The sequence below is a fragment of the Nocardia sp. NPDC058114 genome, from assembly GCF_042884695.1.
GTDB lineage: Bacteria > Actinomycetota > Actinomycetes > Mycobacteriales > Mycobacteriaceae > Nocardia.
In genome coordinates this window covers 434,663-450,412 of sequence record NZ_JBHVTK010000005.1, presented here as the reverse complement: position 1 = coordinate 450,412, position 15,750 = coordinate 434,663, and the positions used below count along the sequence as shown (strand labels likewise).

At 67.3% G+C, this 15,750-nt stretch carries 18 protein-coding genes; 5 read left to right on the top strand and 13 right to left on the bottom strand.

Going from position 1 to position 15,750, the window contains the following annotated elements:
• Positions 1-3 precede the first annotated feature (3 nt).
• Genes rpsC through rpsJ form a run of 8 tightly spaced genes read right to left on the bottom strand, consistent with a single transcriptional unit; the run spans position 4 to position 4,320 of the window.
• Positions 4-798, bottom strand: a complete 795-nt coding sequence (rpsC, locus tag ACFVVI_RS21500) for a 30S ribosomal protein S3 (RefSeq protein ID WP_266296840.1) — start codon at positions 796-798, stop codon at positions 4-6.
• On the bottom strand, positions 799-1,200 hold the full coding sequence (rplV, locus tag ACFVVI_RS21495; protein ID WP_067448312.1) for a 50S ribosomal protein L22: 402 nt from the start codon (positions 1,198-1,200) through the stop codon (positions 799-801).
• Complete coding sequence (gene rpsS / locus ACFVVI_RS21490) at positions 1,197-1,478, bottom strand: 30S ribosomal protein S19 (protein ID WP_056818481.1); 282 nt, start codon at positions 1,476-1,478, stop codon at positions 1,197-1,199. Before rpsS ends, rplV begins: the two co-directional genes overlap by 4 nt.
• Positions 1,479-1,492: 14 nt before the next feature.
• Complete coding sequence (gene rplB / locus ACFVVI_RS21485; RefSeq protein WP_056818484.1) at positions 1,493-2,329, bottom strand: 50S ribosomal protein L2; 837 nt, start codon at positions 2,327-2,329, stop codon at positions 1,493-1,495.
• Between the two features lie 32 nt (positions 2,330-2,361).
• Positions 2,362-2,667, bottom strand: a complete 306-nt coding sequence (gene rplW / locus ACFVVI_RS21480; protein ID WP_067448314.1) for a 50S ribosomal protein L23 — start codon at positions 2,665-2,667, stop codon at positions 2,362-2,364.
• A complete protein-coding gene (rplD, locus tag ACFVVI_RS21475) occupies positions 2,664-3,338 on the bottom strand; it encodes a 50S ribosomal protein L4 (protein WP_378993692.1) in 675 nt (224 codons plus the stop codon). Before rplD ends, rplW begins: the two co-directional genes overlap by 4 nt.
• Positions 3,335-4,000, bottom strand: a complete 666-nt coding sequence (rplC, locus tag ACFVVI_RS21470) for a 50S ribosomal protein L3 (protein ID WP_071926407.1) — start codon at positions 3,998-4,000, stop codon at positions 3,335-3,337. Before rplC ends, rplD begins: the two co-directional genes overlap by 4 nt.
• Before the next feature lie 14 nt (positions 4,001-4,014).
• Entirely contained in the window at positions 4,015-4,320 is a 306-nt protein-coding gene (rpsJ, locus tag ACFVVI_RS21465; protein WP_040804197.1) for a 30S ribosomal protein S10, read from the bottom strand.
• Between the two features lie 559 nt (positions 4,321-4,879).
• Here rpsJ and ACFVVI_RS21460 point away from each other — a divergent pair.
• From ACFVVI_RS21460 to ACFVVI_RS21445, 4 genes are all read left to right on the top strand, one after another.
• Positions 4,880-5,356: a hotdog fold domain-containing protein gene (locus ACFVVI_RS21460; protein WP_378993695.1), complete on the top strand. Its 477-nt coding sequence runs from the start codon at positions 4,880-4,882 to the stop codon at positions 5,354-5,356.
• 65 nt (positions 5,357-5,421) lie between these two features.
• The gene (locus ACFVVI_RS21455; protein ID WP_387446461.1) at positions 5,422-6,300 is read left to right on the top strand and encodes an ABC transporter ATP-binding protein; all 879 of its coding nucleotides are present in this window, start codon (positions 5,422-5,424) and stop codon (positions 6,298-6,300) included.
• Positions 6,301-6,352: 52 nt separating this feature from the next.
• Positions 6,353-7,537 (top strand): ABC transporter permease, encoded by a 1,185-nt coding sequence (locus ACFVVI_RS21450; protein WP_387446459.1) that lies wholly within the window; start codon positions 6,353-6,355, stop codon positions 7,535-7,537.
• A gap of 79 nt (positions 7,538-7,616) precedes the next feature.
• Complete coding sequence (locus ACFVVI_RS21445; RefSeq protein ID WP_379312951.1) at positions 7,617-8,801, top strand: lycopene cyclase family protein; 1,185 nt, start codon at positions 7,617-7,619, stop codon at positions 8,799-8,801.
• A gap of 57 nt (positions 8,802-8,858) precedes the next feature.
• On the opposite strand, the gene ACFVVI_RS21440 is transcribed toward ACFVVI_RS21445, so the two are convergent.
• From ACFVVI_RS21440 to ACFVVI_RS21430, 3 genes are read right to left on the bottom strand one after another with little or no spacing between them, the layout of a single operon-like run.
• A complete protein-coding gene (locus ACFVVI_RS21440) occupies positions 8,859-9,704 on the bottom strand; it encodes an ABC transporter permease (RefSeq protein WP_378993703.1) in 846 nt (281 codons plus the stop codon).
• Positions 9,701-10,504, bottom strand: coding sequence for an ABC transporter permease (locus ACFVVI_RS21435; RefSeq protein WP_378993705.1), 804 nt, complete (start codon positions 10,502-10,504; stop codon positions 9,701-9,703). Before ACFVVI_RS21435 ends, ACFVVI_RS21440 begins: the two co-directional genes overlap by 4 nt.
• A 5-nt stretch (positions 10,505-10,509) precedes the next feature.
• Positions 10,510-11,511, bottom strand: coding sequence for an ATP-binding cassette domain-containing protein (locus ACFVVI_RS21430; RefSeq protein WP_378993707.1), 1,002 nt, complete (start codon positions 11,509-11,511; stop codon positions 10,510-10,512).
• A gap of 311 nt (positions 11,512-11,822) precedes the next feature.
• Between ACFVVI_RS21430 and ACFVVI_RS21425 the strand changes: the two genes are divergently transcribed.
• On the top strand, positions 11,823-13,334 hold the full coding sequence (locus tag ACFVVI_RS21425; protein ID WP_378993723.1) for an aldehyde dehydrogenase family protein: 1,512 nt from the start codon (positions 11,823-11,825) through the stop codon (positions 13,332-13,334).
• Between the two features lie 4 nt (positions 13,335-13,338).
• On the opposite strand, the gene ACFVVI_RS21420 is transcribed toward ACFVVI_RS21425, so the two are convergent.
• Complete coding sequence (locus ACFVVI_RS21420; protein ID WP_378993709.1) at positions 13,339-14,577, bottom strand: TetR/AcrR family transcriptional regulator; 1,239 nt, start codon at positions 14,575-14,577, stop codon at positions 13,339-13,341.
• Positions 14,578-14,723: 146 nt separating this feature from the next.
• Complete coding sequence (locus tag ACFVVI_RS21415; protein WP_387446547.1) at positions 14,724-15,746, bottom strand: alpha/beta hydrolase; 1,023 nt, start codon at positions 15,744-15,746, stop codon at positions 14,724-14,726.
• Positions 15,747-15,750: the final 4 nt, after the last annotated feature.

Sequence of the window (15,750 nt, the reverse complement as noted above, 5' to 3'; positions counted from 1 at the left end):
GCGTCAGCCCTCCTTGTTCTCTGCCGGAGCCTCCGCCACTGCAGTGGCGGCGCGACCGACCTCGGTGCTGGTCGCGGTGGTGCCAGTGGCGCCGGACCGACGAGGGCGGCTCGGACGCTCGCGACGCGGGCGCTCCGGAGCAGCGGCGGCGGCGGTCAGTTCACGACGACCACCGACGATGTCACCCTTGTAGATCCAGACCTTCACACCGATGCGACCGAAGGTGGTCTTGGCCTCGTAGAGGCCGTAGTCGATGTCCGCACGCAGCGTGTGCAGCGGAACACGACCTTCACGGTAGAACTCCGAGCGCGACATTTCGGCGCCACCGAGGCGGCCCGAGCACTGCACACGGATGCCCTTGACGTTCGGCGAACGCATGGCCGACTGAATGGCCTTACGCATCGCACGACGGAACGCCACACGGTTGGACAGCTGCTCGGCCACACCCTGAGCAACCAGCTGCGCATCCGACTCGGGGTTCTTGACCTCGAGGATGTTCAGCTGAACCTGCTTCTTGGTGAGCTTCTCCAGCTCGGCGCGGATGCGGTCGGCTTCCGCGCCACGACGACCGATCACGATGCCGGGACGCGCGGTGTGGATATCCACACGGACGCGATCACGGGTGCGCTCGATCTCGACCTTCGAGATGCCTGCCCGCTCCATGCCAGTGGCGAGGAGCTTGCGGATCTGAACGTCTTCCTTCACGTATTCCGCGTACTGCTTGTCCGCGTACCAACGCGACTTCCAGTCGGTGGTGATACCGAGGCGGAAGCCATGGGGGTTAATTTTCTGTCCCATTTACTTTGCCCCTCCCTTCCGGCGGCTACGAGTGGCAGCGCCGGTGGTGGGCACGCTCTCGACCTCGATGGTGATGTGGCTGGTGCGCTTACGAATCCGGAACGCACGGCCCTGGGCCCGCGGCTGGAAACGCTTCATGGTGGCGCCCTCGTCGACAAAAGCAGTCGAGATGACCAGGGTGGCCGGGTTGAGGCCGAGGTTGTTCTCGGCGTTCGCCGCGGCCGAAGCCACGACCTTGGCCACGGGCTCGCTGGCAGCCTGCGGTGCGAACCGCAGGATCGCCAGCGCGTCCTCGACGCTCTTGCCGCGGACCAGGTCCACGACTCGACGGGCCTTCATCGGGGTGACCCGAACGTGCTTGGCGGTTGCGCGTGCAGTCGGGTTCTGAATGGTTTCAGTCATCGCCGCTTGCTCTTCCGGTCGTCCTTGACGTGGCTCTTGAACGTCCTGGTCGGCGCGAACTCACCGAGCTTGTGGCCGACCATGTTGTCCGAGATGAACACCGGCACGTGCTTGCGACCGTCGTGGACGGCGAAAGTGTGCCCGATGAAATCGGGGATGATGGTCGAGCGACGCGACCAGGTCTTGATGACCTGCTTCGTGCCCTTTTCGTTCTGCACGTCCACCTTCGCGAGGAGGTGGTCGTCGACGAACGGGCCCTTCTTGAGGCTGCGTGGCATTTCTTACCTCCTCCTTAGCGCTTCTTGCCGGTCTTACGACGGCGAACGATGAGCTTGTCGCTCGGGCGGTTGGGCTTGCGGGTGCGGCCCTCAGGCTGACCCCACGGGGAGACCGGGTGGCGACCACCGGAGGTCTTACCCTCACCACCACCGTGCGGGTGGTCGACCGGGTTCATCACGACACCACGGACGGTAGGACGACGGCCCTTCCAGCGCATACGGCCGGCCTTGCCCCAGTTGATGTTCGACTGCTCGGCGTTGCCGACCTCGCCGACGGTGGCGCGGCAGCGCACGTCGACACGGCGGATTTCACCCGAAGGCATACGAAGGGTCGCGTACGGCCCTTCCTTGCCCAGCAGCTGAATGCTCATTCCGGCGGAACGAGCCATCTTGGCGCCGCCGCCCGGACGCAGCTCCACGTTGTGAATCGTGGTACCGGTCGGGATGTTGCGCAGCGGCAGGTTGTTACCCGGCTTGATGTCGGCCGTGGGGCCGGACTCGATCGGGCTGCCCTGCTTGATGCCCTTCGGCGCGATGATGTAGCGCTTCTCGCCGTCGGCAAAGTGCAGCAGTGCGATGTTGGCGGTGCGGTTGGGGTCGTACTCGATGTGAGCGACCTTGGCCGGGATGCCGTCCTTGTCCAGCCGACGGAAGTCGATCAGACGGTAGGCACGCTTGTGACCGCCACCGCGGTGACGCGTGGTGATGCGACCGTGCGCGTTACGACCACCGGACTTGGTGAGCGGGCGCAGCAGCGACTTCTCCGGCGTCGACCGGGTGATCTCGGCGAAGTCCGAGACGCTGGAGCCACGACGGCCCGGCGTTGTCGGCTTGTATTTACGGATTGCCATGAGTTCTTCTCGCTTTCTGGAGTCCCAGGCGCTTACGCGACCGGTCCTCCGAAGATCTCGATGGGCTTGCTATCGGCCGAGAGGGTCACGAGTGCGCGCTTGGTGTCCTTGCGCTTTCCGTAACCGAATTTGGTCCGCTTGCGCTTGCCCTGACGGTTGGCGGTATTGACGCTGGTGACCTTGACGCCGAAAACCTTCTCAACGGCGATCTTGATCTGCGTCTTGTTCGAATCCGGGTGCACCAGGAAGGTGTAGGTGCCTTCCTCGATCAGCCCATAGGACTTCTCCGAGATGACCGGTGCGAGCAGGATGTCGCGGGGGTCGGCGATGGTGCTCACTTGCTCTCCTCCTGGGCCGCCTCGGCGGGACCGTGAACGAAAGCGTTCAGGGCCTCGACGCTGAACACCACGTCGTCGCTGTTGAGCACGTCGTAGGTGTTGAGCTGATCCGGGGCGATCGGCAGCACGTTCTGCAGGTTCGCCACGCTCTTCCACGCGGCGACGTCCTCGCGGCCGACGACGACCAGGAACTTCTTGCGGCCCGAGAGCTCGGCCAGGAAGTCCTTGGCGGTCTTGGTCGACGGGTTCTGACCCGCGACCAGTTCGGTGATCACGTGGATGCGCTCGTTGCGGGCCCGGTCGGAGAGGGCACCGCGCAGGGCGGCGGCCTTCATCTTCTTGGGGGTCCGCTGGCTGTAGTCACGCGGCTGCGGGCCGTGGACGGTGCCACCGCCGGCGAACTGCGGCGCACGGGTCGAGCCCTGACGGGCGCGGCCGGTGCCCTTCTGGCGGTACGGCTTCTTGCCACCACCGGAGACCTCGCCACGAGTCTTCGTGGAGTGGGTGCCCTGGCGAGCGGCGGCCAGCTGAGCGATGACGACCTGGTGCATCAGCGCGACGTTGGCGGTCACGTCGAAGATCTCCGAGGGGAGCTCGACGGTGCCTTCGGTCTTGCCGCCTGCGGCCTTAACGGTCAGCGTCAGGTTGGCCTTCTTGTCGAGGCTGGTCATGCGTGCGCACCACCCTTCACGGCGCTCTTGACGATCACGACGTTGCCCTTGCGGCCAGGGATAGCACCCTTGACCAGGAGCAGGCCGTTCTCGGCGTCGACCTTGTGAACCGAGAGGTTCTGCGTGGTGACGCGGTCGTTACCCATACGACCCGACATGCGCATGCCCTTGAACACGCGGCCGGGAGTGGCACAGCCACCGATGGAACCCGGGCGACGGTGCACAGCCTGCGCACCGTGCGAGGCGCCCTGGCCCTTGAAGCCGTGACGCTTCATGGTGCCGGCGAAGCCCTTGCCCTTGCTGATTCCGGTCACGTCGACGTAGGTGCCCTCTTCGAAGACATCAGCCGAGAGTTCCTGGCCGATCTCGAAGGTGGAGGCATCCGCGACGCGGATCTCGGTGACGTGGCGGCGCGGGGTGACACCGGCCTTGGCGAACTGGCCGGAAGTCGGCTTGTTCACCTTGCGCGGGTCGATGGCGCCGAAAGCGATCTGCACGGCCGAATAGCCGTCGCGCTCCACGGTACGAATCTGGGTGACCACGTTCGGGCCCGCCTTGATGACGGTGACCGGGACGACGCGGTTCTTCTCGTCGAAGACCTGGGTCATGCCGAGCTTGGTGCCCAGGATGCCGGCTGCGGGCCGGTTCTTGTTGTCAGTCATGTCTCGAGTCCCCGTCACTGAATGTTGACGTCGACGCTGGCCGGGAGGTCGATGCGCATGAGCGCGTCCACCGTCTTCGGCGTCGGGTCGAGGATGTCGATGAGGCGTTTGTGCGTGCGCATCTCGAAGTGTTCGCGCGAGTCCTTGTACTTGTGCGGCGAACGGATGACGCAGTAGATGTTCTTCTCGGTCGGCAACGGCACAGGCCCGACCACACGGGCGCCGGTGCGGGTCACCGTTTCCACGATCTTGCGCGCTGACGCGTCGATCGCCTCGTGGTCATAGGCCTTGAGCCTGATGCGGATCTTTTGTCCCGCCACGCTAAGTGTCCTTTTCTCCGCTTTCCTTCGTGGTCACAGGAGCTGAACTCCCGCACCACCCTCAATTTGCACAGCCCGAACACAAGAAAGACGCCTCAGCGTGGTTTCCCACTGAAAGACCCGCAACCAGGGCGCACCAAAAGGCACTACCTAGTCCTCGCCGCTGTTCATCTGTCATGGTTCTCCGGCCCACGCGGTCGGGCGTGTCGCCCTAACGCTTATTCTCCGACCCCGGTCATCTGCTCACCATCGGTCGGAAGTGCGTGGTACCGAACGTATCCACACCGGTGAACCGGCGAGATACAAACTACTGCTCCCCCTGCCCGGACCATCCGCTCCGAGGAGTCGGTCGATCCTGCGCAAGGCAACCCGAACAGTATGCACCATGCCGACGACGTCCTTCAAATCGGGGGTCATGAGGTATCGATCACGCCCACAGGGGGCTTCCACCTCGACCGCACCGCCGGCTGGGCTGTACCGATGAATGGTAGCTGGCTTGTCGCCCCGCCTGACCACCGGAGGGTTACCGCAGAACTTACTTTTGAGTAAGATAGTGCTCATGACACAGGAAACCGCGACCTACCGCGGCTGGAAGAAGCTGCCCGACAATCGCATCGGGCACGCGCTGTTCTCGCTCGGCATGGTCGCCCGGGTCCCCTACTTCGGCACCGTGCTCCCCCAGGTGATCCGCCTCGAGCCCGGCGTCTGCGAGGTGACCTCCCCGAAGTGGTTCGGCATCCACAACCACCTCGGCACCTTCCACGCGATCGCGGCCTGCAATCTCGCCGAGGTGGCGATGGGCATGCTCAGCGAGGCCACCGTCCCCACCACCCACCGCTGGATCCCCAAGTCGATGAACGTCCAGTACCTGGCCAAGGCGGAATCCGGGCTGCGCGCCGTGGCGAAGCTCGACGAGATCCCCGACTTCGCCGCGATCACCAAGGGCCAGGAACTGACGGTCCCCGTCTCGATCTACGACAAGGACGGCATCGAGGTCGTGCACGCCGACATCACCACCTGGGTGTCGCCACGCTGATCACGGCCACGTGAACCGCGGCACCGGTACGGTTGTGGGCCAGGCAACAAAGGACGGGGAGTTCGATGTTGGAAGTCGCCCATGTGACGCGGCGGTTCGGGGAGAACGTGGCGGTCGACGACGTGTCGTTCGCCGTCCTGCCCGGTGCGCTGACCGGGTTCGTCGGGGGTAACGGGGCGGGCAAGACCACCACCATGCGAATGATCATGGGCGTCTTGGCCGTTCAGTCCGGCGAGATGCGGTGGGACGGACGGCCGGTGACCGAGCTGGACCGGCGCTCGTTCGGCTATATGCCCGAGGAGCGGGGGCTCTATCCCAAGCAGCCGGTGCTCGACCAGCTCGTGTACCTGGCGCGCCTGCGTGGACTGCCCGCCGACAAGGCCAAGGCGCGTACCGAAAGCCTGCTGGAGCGGTTCGATCTGGGCACGCGCGGCAAGGACAAGCTCGAATCGTTGTCGCTGGGCAATCAGCAGCGCGTCCAGATCGCGGCGGCGGTGATCGCGCAGCCGTCGGCGCTGATCCTGGACGAACCGTTCTCCGGGCTCGACCCCGTGGCCGTGGATTCGATGGTGGAGTTGCTGCGCGAGTACGCCGATCAGGGCGTGCCGGTGCTGTTCTCCTCGCATCAGCTGGATCTGGTGGAGCGGCTGTGCGATCAGCTGGTCGTGCTCGCCGCGGGCCGGGTGGTCGGGCAGGGCTCGGTCGAGGAGCTGCGGTCCACCGGTGGCTCGCGGTATCGGCTGGTGCTCGAAGACGATGCGGGGTGGTTGCGGGGGTATCCGGGGGTTCGGGTGGTCGAGAGTACCGGGCGGGGCGTGTTGTTCGAGGTCGACGGCGGCGGCACCGACGGGGTGCTGAAGGAGGCGCTGTCGCGGGGTTCGGTGCGCGAGTTCGCCGAGGTGCGGCCGACGGTCGCCGAGATCTACCGGGAGGTGACGGCATGAGAGTTCAGCGCCTGGCGGCGGTAGCTCAGGTGGCCACGGAGGGCGCCCGATCATGCCGAGCAGACGCGTGAACGGCGTGTGGCGGATCGTCGCCGCGCGGGAGATCGCGGTGAAACTGCGTGACCGCAACTTCGTCATCTCGACGGTGGTGACGCTCGTGGTGATCGTCGCGTCGCTGATTCTCACCGGGTTCCTCAGCAGCAGACCCGACAAGATCGATGTGGCGGTCGCCGGTTCGGACACCTCTGTCGTGCTCGAAACGGCGAACACCCTGGCCTCCGGCGCGGGTACCGACACCAGCTTCACCGCACGGCCCGTCGCCGACCGGGCCGCGGTCGAGCAGCTGGTGCGCGAGGACGCGGTCGACGTGGGCCTGGTCCCCGCCGAACCCAGCGGGTGGCAGCTGATCGGCAAGACCGCCGAGGACGACGCCGCGGCCACCTACATCACCGCCGCCGCCCAGCAGCTCGCGTTGCAGCGCAATGCCGCCGCCGCGGGCGTTTCGCTCGACGAATTGGGGCGCGGTGCCACCGTGACCTACGGCTTGCTCGAGCAGGGCGCGATCGATCCCGGGCTCGCCAGGAGCATCTCGTTCGTCTTCGCGTTCCTCTTCTACATGGCGTCGGTGTTGTTCGGCATGTCCATCGCGCAGAGCGTGGTCGAGGAGAAGCAGAACCGGATCGTGGAGATCCTGGCGAGTGCGATTCCGTTGCGGCAGTTGCTGATCGGCAAGGTCGTGGGCAACGCGGCGCTGGCCTTCGCGCAGTTGGCCGTGTTCGTCGGTGCCGGGCTGATCGGGTTGGCCGTCACCGGCAAGGGTGCTCAGCTGGGCCAGATCGCCGGGGCCGCGGGCTGGTTCATCGTCTTCTTCCTCGTCGGCTTCCTCGCCTTGGCGAGCCTGTGGGCTGTCGCGGGCGCGCTCGCCACTCGCAGCGAAGACCTCCAGTCCACCTCGACTCCGCTCGGGTTGCTCATCATGATCGTGCTGTTCGCGGGCATCTTCCTCACCGGCACCGCCCGTGTCATCGGCTCCTACGTCCCGATCATGTCCATCGTCGCCATGCCCGCCCGCCTGGCCGACGGCACCGCCGCCTGGTGGGAACCCTTCATCGCCCTCGCCCTGATGGCGATCGCCACCTACGGAATCGTCGTCATCGCCGAGAAGATCTACCGCCGCTCGCTGATGCAGACCCAAGCTCGCCTGACCATGCGCCAGGCCCTGGCCTTGGAGGACTAGGAATCGCGGCGTCGAGGCGGTGTGACGACCGGGTCACTGATGCTTGCGTGGCGATGGGTGGGGCCGATTGAATGCGGACGTGAGTGTTGTGCGGGAATTCGATATCTGTGTGGTCGGGCTGGGGCCGGCCGGGCGGGGGTTGGCGCATCGGGCCGCGGTGGCCGGGTTGCGGGTGGCCGCGGTGGATCCGCGGCCGGAGCGGCTGTTTCCGCCGACCTTCTCCTGCTGGATCGACGAACTGCCGCAGTGGCTGCCCGCGAGTGCGATCGCGCAGCGCATCGCGGCGCCGACAGTGTGGACCACAGGCAAGCATCGGATCGAGCGGCCGTATTGCGTGCTCTCCAAGGCTGGGCTGCACGCCGCGTTGGCCCTGGACGACGCGACCGTCTTCGCGGATCGGGCGCGGCGGGTGGACGCGCACGAGGTGGAACTCGCGGACGGGACGGTGATCTCGGCGGGGGCGGTGTTCGATACGCGGGGGCTGCCGACGTTGGGCCGGCGCAGGGCCGCCTCGGCGCACGGGATCTTCGTGGACGCGCAGACCGCGGCACCGATGGTCGCCGAAGGTGAAGGGCTGCTGCTGGACTGGCGGCCGGAGAACGGGGCGGGCCCGGACGAGCCGCCGTCGTTCCTCTACGCGGTACCGCTCGGGGACGGGACGGTGATCTTCGAGGAGACGAGCCTCGGGCTACGCGGCGGGATGCCGCAGCACGAGTTACGCAAGCGCACGCTGAACAGACTCGCGGCACACGGTATCCAGCTCACCGGCGACGAACCGCACGAAGCCGCCCACTATCCCCTGGATCAGCGGCCCCCGAAGAAGGGCACGGCGATCGCGGTGCCGTTCGGCTCGCGCGGCGGGATGATGCACCCGTGCACCGGCTACAGCGTGGCCGACTCCCTGGCGCTGGCCGACACCGCCGTCGCCGCGGTGCAGCGAGGCGAGGACCCGATCGGAGCCCTCTGGCCGTGGCAGGCCAGGGCCGTCTACTGGATGCGCATGCGTGGTCTGTGGGGTCTCGGCCGGCTCACCACCGATCAGTCGATCGCCATGTTCGACGCCTTCTTCACCGAATCCGAACGAGGTCAGCGGGCCCTGCTCTCGGCCCACGACGACTACACCGCCCTCGGCGCCGTGCTGTTCAACACCGTGGCCCACACCTGGCCGTTCCGCTGGCGCTACGACCTCGTCGGCTGGACCAACCGCGACCGCTGGCTCGACTACCCCTTCGCTCCCGCCGGCGCGGACTACCCCAGCCGATAACGCACTGATCGCCGCCACGACGTTCGCGGCGGCGATCAGGAGCGAGGCGGTCCGGGCTCAGGACGACTCGGCGGCCTTCTTGTAGCCGACGATCGCCGGGTAGGCGAAGACCGCGACCATGCCGACCGTCCAGGCGACGGTCTTCAGCAGCGGTTCAGCGACCGGCCCACCGTAGGACAGGCCCTTCATCGCATCGATGGCACAGCTCATCGGTTGATTGGCGACCACATCCTGCAACCAGGTCGGGTAGGCGAAGACGGGAACGAAGCCGGTGTTGAAGAACATCAGCAGCGTGTTGAGGATGCCGATGAGGCTGATCAGCATCACGCCCTCGGTGATCGTGGCCAGCGCGGTCACCATCACCGCGAACCCGATGCCGAACAGCACCGGAACCAGGACCAGCGCGATATTGGCGAACGGGTCCTCCATGAACAGGAACCCGAGCGGCACCGCGACGAGCAGCACGATCAGCGTGGTGAGCAGGATGCGCAGCATCTCGGCCAGCAGTCGGCCGGTCAGCAGCGAGGCCTTGTTGAGCGGCATCGTGTAGAACCGGCTGAGCAGCCCCGAAGCCTTCTCGCGCTTGAACCCGAGGGCACTCACCACCGCGCCGGTCATGGCCGCGACCAGGGTGAGCAGCGCGGCCTGGCCGTAGATGCTGGGGGCACCGGTGGCCGCGGTGATCGAGTCACCGAGCACGATCCGGAACATCAGCAGGGTCACCGCCGGGTAGGCGATGGTCTGGATGGTCGTCGACGGGTCGCGCAACCACACCATCAGCAGACGCTTGGTCTGGATCAGGCTGTGGGTGAACCACACCGACACCGAACCTTCCGGCTTGGTGTGCACCACCGGAAGGTCGGCCGCGGCCTCCTCGACCGAGGTCTTCTCGATTGTTGTCATGATCGCCTCACACTCGCCCACACAGCCAGTGGGAGGAAGAAAACTGCCAGTCCGCCGAGCCATACCAGCGACACCCACGTGCCCGCCCAGCTCAGATGACCCGCGGCCATATCGCTGAGGGTCTGGGCGAACTGCGAGATCGGCTGGTTGCGCGCGAACGGCCGCACCCACGACGGGAAGCTGGCCTCGGGCACGAACCCGGTCGACATCATGCCGAAGATCAGAATCGGCAGCGTGAGGGCCTGGCTGAGCGCCTCCGGGTTCTTGGTGAGGCTGCCGAGCGCGTCGGCGCCGAGCGTGAGCACCACGCCGACGGTCAGCGCGAATCCGCAGAACGCGAGCGCCTGCAACCAGCCGCCGGTGAATCGGAACCCGATCACATAGCCGTACCCGACAGTCGCGATCAGGGAGACGACCGACCGCACCAGACCCGCGCAGATGCGCGACATCAGCGGCACCAGCGAACCGATCGGCATGGTCTGCAACCGAGTGCTCAACCCGGTGAGCGCTTCGAACGCCGCGAGCTGCGCGTTCGACATCATCGTCATGGCCATCGTCTGCAGCACGACGATCGGCATCACGTACTGCGCGTAGTCGATGCCCTGGACCTTCATCACGTACCGCAACGGCAGGTAGAAGGCCACGGTCACCACGAGCGGAGTGAGCACCGCGACGATCAGCTCGCCCTTGGTGGCCATGGTGTGCACGATGCGCCCGGTCAGCGCGCGCCACTGCGCGAAACTGCTCGGGCGCACAGCGGGAAGCTCGGCGAACAAGCTGTTCGCCGCGGGGGTGGACACGCTCACTAGTGGCCGCCCGAGTGGCCGGTGATCGACAGGAACACGTCGTCGAGCGAGGGCCTGCGCAGCGCGATGTCGGCCAGGTCGATGCCCGCGGCGTCGAGCCTGCGCAGGGCCTCGGCGAGGGTGGCGGCGCCGTCGGGGGCCGGGATGGACACCTTGTCGGCACCGTCGGTCTCGGCGGCGACGGCGGCCGGGACCAGGTCACCGAGGGCCTTGACGGTCTGCGGGACGCGGCTCGGGTCGAGCGGCACGATCTCGCAGAAGCTGCCGCCGGTCTTGGCTTTGAGCTCGTCGGCGGTGCCCTCCGCGATGACGGTGCCCTTGTCGATGACGATGATGTTGTCGCTGAGCACGTCGGCCTCTTCGAGGTACTGCGTGGTCAGCAGCACCGTGATGCCCTGGTTCTTGAGCGCGGTCACCAGATCCCACACGCCCTGGCGGCTGCGCGGGTCGAGGCCGGTGGTCGGCTCGTCGAGGAACACCACCTCGGGCCGCACCACCAGCCCGCAGGCGATGTCGACGCGACGGCGCATGCCGCCGGAGTAGTTGCGCACGGCCCGCTTGCCCGCGCTCACCAAGTCGAATTCCTCGAGCAGCACTTCGGCGCGCTTGCGGGCGGCCGACTTGGTCAGGCCCATCAGGCGACCGAACAGCTCGAGGTTCTCCCGGCCGGTCAGATTCTCGTCGAGCGCGGCGTACTGGCCGGTCATCATGATCGAGCGGCGCACGCCCGCGGCATCGGTGAGCACGTCGTGCCCCGCGACGACGGCGGTGCCGGAGTCGGGACGGAGCAGGGTCGACAGGACCTTGACCATGGTGGTCTTGCCCGCGCCGTTGGGGCCGAGAATACCCAGCACACTGGCCTTGTCGGCCTGGAAACTGATGCCCTGCAAAGCGTGCACATCGCCGAACGACTTGCGCACGTCGGACACCAGCACCGCGGGTTCACTGTCGCTCGACGCGACGCCACCTGCGGGCGAATCCACTGAGATCGAACTCGGCATCAACTCTCCACCATCGGCCGGTGCGCACGGCCCTGGAAGAGACGAGCGCACGCGGAATAAATTCTTCCCGGTAAGTGATCCATACCGTTCGGCGCGATGTTACCGGTCCGGCGGTTTTCCGGGCCCGGTCTGCGTTGATGCGCCCGGTTTGCCGGGCGCTGCCTGCGACGCGCTGTGGTGTTGCTCACCTGGGCAGTGCAAGGGCAGTGCGCGAACCTTGTCGGCCGGGCCGCGCGCCCATACGCTGACAGCGGGGAAACACTCGTCTCACCGGCCCGCGCGCGGGCGTGTTCGATCTTGGGGAGGTGACCATGGTCGAGTCGGCTCCTACCGCCGCCGCGCCCGCCGGTCGATCCGATGTGCTCACGGCTTTCGATCCGCGCACCGGTGAACAGCTCGCGCAGTATCCCGTGCAGGGCACGGCCGAGGTCACCCGCGCTGTGCGCACCGCGCGCGCCACCCAGAACTGGTGGGGGGAACTCGCGTTCAGCGAGCGCAAGCACCTGCTCCTCGACTGGCGTCGCGAGATCGCCAGGAACGCAGGCGAGTTGGTGGAGCTGCTGCGCAGCGAGACCGGCAAACCGGAGGCCGACGCCACTCTCGAAGTGATGCTGGCGGTGGAGAATCTGGACTGGGCCGCCCGCAACGCCGAGCGCACGCTGGGCCGAAAGCGCCTGTCCACCGGCTGGTTCACCCGCAATCAGCACGCCTCCGTCGGCTACCTCCCGCTGGGCGTGATCGGCGTACTCGGCGCGTGGAACAACCCGGTCTTCACGCCGATGGGTTCGATCGCCTATGCCATGGCCGCTGGCAACACGGTGGTGTTCAATCCGCACGAACTCAGTACCGGTGTCGGCACCTGGCTGGCCGACAGCTGGGCCGCGGTATCGCCCGAACAGCCCGTGCTGCAAGCGGTTACCGGAAATTCGCGGACCGCTACCGCCCTGTGCAAGGCCGAGGTGGACAAGATCGCCTACGCCGGGCCCGAAGCGCGCGGACGCGAGGTGATCGCGCTGTGCGCCCAGACGCTGACGCCGGTGGTGGTGGAGAACAGCGGCAAGGGCAGCATGATCGTGCACGTCGACGCGGTGCTCGACGCGGCCGCGGAGGCGGCGGTGTTCGGGGCGATGGCCAATGCCGGGCAGAACTCCTCGGGCATCCAGCGCTGTTATGTCGCCGATTCGGTGTTCGACGACTTCCTGGCCAGGGTGGCCGAGCGGGCGGCGAAACTGCGTCCCGGTGCCGACAACCGCGCCTCCTACGGGCCGATGATCAATGCCACCCAGGTCGACGTGGTGCGCAGACAGGTCCGTGACGCGCTCGCCCACGGCGGGCACGCGGTGCTCGGGGGGCTCGATTCGTTCCGCGACCCGTACGTGGAGCCGATCGTGCTGGCCGAGGTGCCGGAGGAGAGCATCGCGATCACCGGCGAAGGGCTCGGCCCGGTGCTCGTGGTGAACCGGGTCGCCGACCTGGCCGATGCGGTCACCCGGGTGAACGCGGCGGGCAACGGCATCGCCGTCACCATCTTCACCCTCGACATCCCCAGTGCGGAGCTCATCGCCGAACAGCTGAAAGTGGGTGTGGTGACGGTGAATTCGTCGACCGCGTTCACCGGCATCCCGGCCCTGCCGTTCGGCGGTGTCGGCGAATACGGCCAGGGACACAGCCACGGTCAGCACGGGCTGTACGAATACAGCCGCACGATGTCGATCGCGCGCAGGCGCTACCGGGCCCCGATCCGGCTGTCGACCTTCGACCGCCGACCAGGGCACTTACAGACGGCGAAAGCCCTGTTCCGTTTACGCCACGGCCGCGGCTGAGCGGCTAGTTCCCGTCCGCCGAGCCGCTGCCGAGCAGCACCGCGCCGGTCAGCGCGGCGAGGCGGGCGAGCTGTTCGGGGCGCGAGTCGAAGCGCAACAGCCGGCCGACATCGATGATCTGGCCGACCGCGGCGTGCACCCGGAAGCGGGCTTCGATCGGGTCGCCGTCGAGCAGGTTGGCCCATTCCAGGATGTTCTGCCGCTGGATGGCGCGCAGGCGGTGCTGTTCGGCCTGCGGGAGGTTGCTGAACTCCGCGTAGTAGACGGGCGCGATCTCGGGCGTCGCGAAGGTGAGGCGCGCGTGCTGGTCGGCGATGCGGCGGGCGGCGTCGGCCCGGTTCTCGCTCTCGGCCAGCGCCTCGCCGATCGCGACCGCGAGCCGGTCGGCGGTGCGATGAAAGGCGGCCGCGAGCAGGTCGGCCTTGCTGTCGAAGTGGCGGTACACGCTGGAGGCGTTGATGCCGACGGCGGCGCCGATCTCCTCGATGCCGGATTCGTGATACCCGTTGCGGCCGAAGATCCGGATCGCCTCGGTGAGCAGCTGTTCACGTTTCGAGGTGACCGGCAGGCCACGGGGCTGCTTGTCGGGCTCGGCCGCGGCGGGGGTCGGCGGCAGCTCGGCGCGCACGATCGCCCAGGCCATCTCGCGCTGCACCGCGAGCATGCGGCCGTGCGAGAGGGTGGTGCGGTGCGCGGCGATGCTGGCCAGCGAACTCAGCGCGCCGACGGCGAGCAGGATGCGGTCGTCGGCGCTCGCCTCCGGCCGGACGTCGGCGATCCGCGCGGCGACGTTCGCCTCGAGTTCGCGATAGAACGCGCGAATGCGCACCCGGTCGTCGGGCTCGAGGTAGCGGCGTTCCCAGCGGTAGAGCCCGGCCTCGCGCCGGATGTCGATGTTGCGTTCGGCGACGGCGGTGAGCACCGCGTCGAGCCTGGCTTCCGGGCTCAGCGACGGGTCGTCGGCCGCCGCGGCGACATCGCGCAAACCCCGAGCACCCTCCTCGGCGGCGGCGACGAGCAGCGCGTATTTGTTGGCGAAGTGGCGGTACAGCGCGGGTCCGGAGATGCCGACCTCGGCGGCGATCTCGTCCACGCCGACCGGGTAGTAGCCGCGCGCGCTGAACGCACGGGCGGCGGCCCGCATGATCTGCATCTTGCGGTCCTTCGGCCTGCGGCGCACGACACGGGCAGGTGCGGCCGTCGGCTCGCGGGCCTGTTCGGCCTCACTGCGATCGGCGACCATGCACTCACTTTCCGTTGCGCGAACCGGGTTGGTCCAAGTCAACCTAAGTTAACCACAATTCGCAAACGTCGAGGGCAGGTCGAGGAAATGGGACCGCCCCGGCAGCGACGTGCTCGCTATCGGGGCGGTTCGGGAGAAACCGGCGCTTACAGGCCGAGCCCGCGGGCCAGGGTCGGCCACGACAGCTTCAGCTCGTCCTTCCAGTAGCCCCACGAGTGGGTGCCGCTGGGGCGGAAGTTGAAGGTCGCCGGGATACCCAGCTCGTTGAGCCGGTTGGCCAGGTTGTGCGTGCAGTAGTTGGTGCCGGCCTCGATGACGCCACCGATGACGATCTGGTTGGCCAGGCCGTAGGCGCCGGGCAGCGCGTACGGACCGTCGAGGGTGTCGTACGGGCCGGGCAGGCCGTTGCCGGTGGAGATGTAGAGATCGAGGCCGCGCAAACCTTCGGCATTCACGTACGGGTCGTTCGCGACCCAATTCTGCGAGCCCTGCGGACCCCACATGTTCATGGTGTCGCCGCCACCCCAGGTCTCGACCGTGACCTTCACGAACTCCGAACCGACCGGGTCGGAGGTCTGCGCGCAACCGCTGTACGCCGCGGCCGCCTTGTACAGGCCGGGCTTGGCGATCGGCAGCGCGAGCACGGTGGTGCCGGAGGTGGACAGACCCGCGATGGCGTTCACACCGTTGGTACCGAGCGCGCCGTCGACCAGCGGGGGCAGTTCCTCGGTGAAGAAGGTCTTCCACTTGTTGCGGCCGAGGACCGGGTCGTCGTGGATCCAGTCGGTGTAGTAGCTCCAGGCGCCACCGATCGGCTGGATGACGTTGACGTTCTTGTCGCCGAGGAATTCGAGCGCGTCGGTCTTGGCCACCCACGACGCCGAATCCTCGCCGCCGCCCGCACCGTTGAGCAGGTACAGGGTCGGGCGCGGGACCGAGGCGTCGGCGGGGCGCTGCACGTCGACGATGATGTTCTGGTCCATGGCCGCGGAGTACACGTGCAGTCGCAGACTGCGCGAGTCCTTCACTTCGGCCTTGACGATCTTGGAGCCGTCCTCGGAGACCGGGTTGGCGAGCAGGCTCTTGGAATCGATGATCGGGTCAGCTGATGCCGGGCTCGTACCGATGCCGGACATCAGTCCCGCCGCCACTGCCGTTGCCGCGATCATCGCC

What these genes read in the sequence shown, in the direction of transcription:
- rpsC (WP_266296840.1), bottom strand. Translation starts at nt 798, where the DNA reads ATGGGACAGAAAATTAACCCCCATGGCTTCCGCCTCGGTATCACCACC.
- rplV (WP_067448312.1), bottom strand. Translation starts at nt 1,200, where the DNA reads ATGACTGAAACCATTCAGAACCCGACTGCACGCGCAACCGCCAAGCAC.
- ACFVVI_RS21425 (WP_378993723.1), top strand. Translation starts at nt 11,823, where the DNA reads ATGGTCGAGTCGGCTCCTACCGCCGCCGCGCCCGCCGGTCGATCCGAT.
- rplD (WP_378993692.1), bottom strand. Translation starts at nt 3,338, where the DNA reads ATGACCAGCCTCGACAAGAAGGCCAACCTGACGCTGACCGTTAAGGCC.
- ACFVVI_RS21460 (WP_378993695.1), top strand. Translation starts at nt 4,880, where the DNA reads ATGACACAGGAAACCGCGACCTACCGCGGCTGGAAGAAGCTGCCCGAC.
- ACFVVI_RS21450 (WP_387446459.1), top strand. Translation starts at nt 6,353, where the DNA reads ATGCCGAGCAGACGCGTGAACGGCGTGTGGCGGATCGTCGCCGCGCGG.
- ACFVVI_RS21440 (WP_378993703.1), bottom strand. Translation starts at nt 9,704, where the DNA reads ATGACAACAATCGAGAAGACCTCGGTCGAGGAGGCCGCGGCCGACCTT.
- rplB (WP_056818484.1), bottom strand. Translation starts at nt 2,329, where the DNA reads ATGGCAATCCGTAAATACAAGCCGACAACGCCGGGCCGTCGTGGCTCC.
- ACFVVI_RS21415 (WP_387446547.1), bottom strand. Translation starts at nt 15,746, where the DNA reads ATGATCGCGGCAACGGCAGTGGCGGCGGGACTGATGTCCGGCATCGGT.
- rplC (WP_071926407.1), bottom strand. Translation starts at nt 4,000, where the DNA reads ATGACTGACAACAAGAACCGGCCCGCAGCCGGCATCCTGGGCACCAAG.
- rpsS (WP_056818481.1), bottom strand. Translation starts at nt 1,478, where the DNA reads ATGCCACGCAGCCTCAAGAAGGGCCCGTTCGTCGACGACCACCTCCTC.
- ACFVVI_RS21430 (WP_378993707.1), bottom strand. Translation starts at nt 11,511, where the DNA reads ATGCCGAGTTCGATCTCAGTGGATTCGCCCGCAGGTGGCGTCGCGTCG.
- ACFVVI_RS21455 (WP_387446461.1), top strand. Translation starts at nt 5,422, where the DNA reads ATGTTGGAAGTCGCCCATGTGACGCGGCGGTTCGGGGAGAACGTGGCG.
- ACFVVI_RS21420 (WP_378993709.1), bottom strand. Translation starts at nt 14,577, where the DNA reads ATGGTCGCCGATCGCAGTGAGGCCGAACAGGCCCGCGAGCCGACGGCC.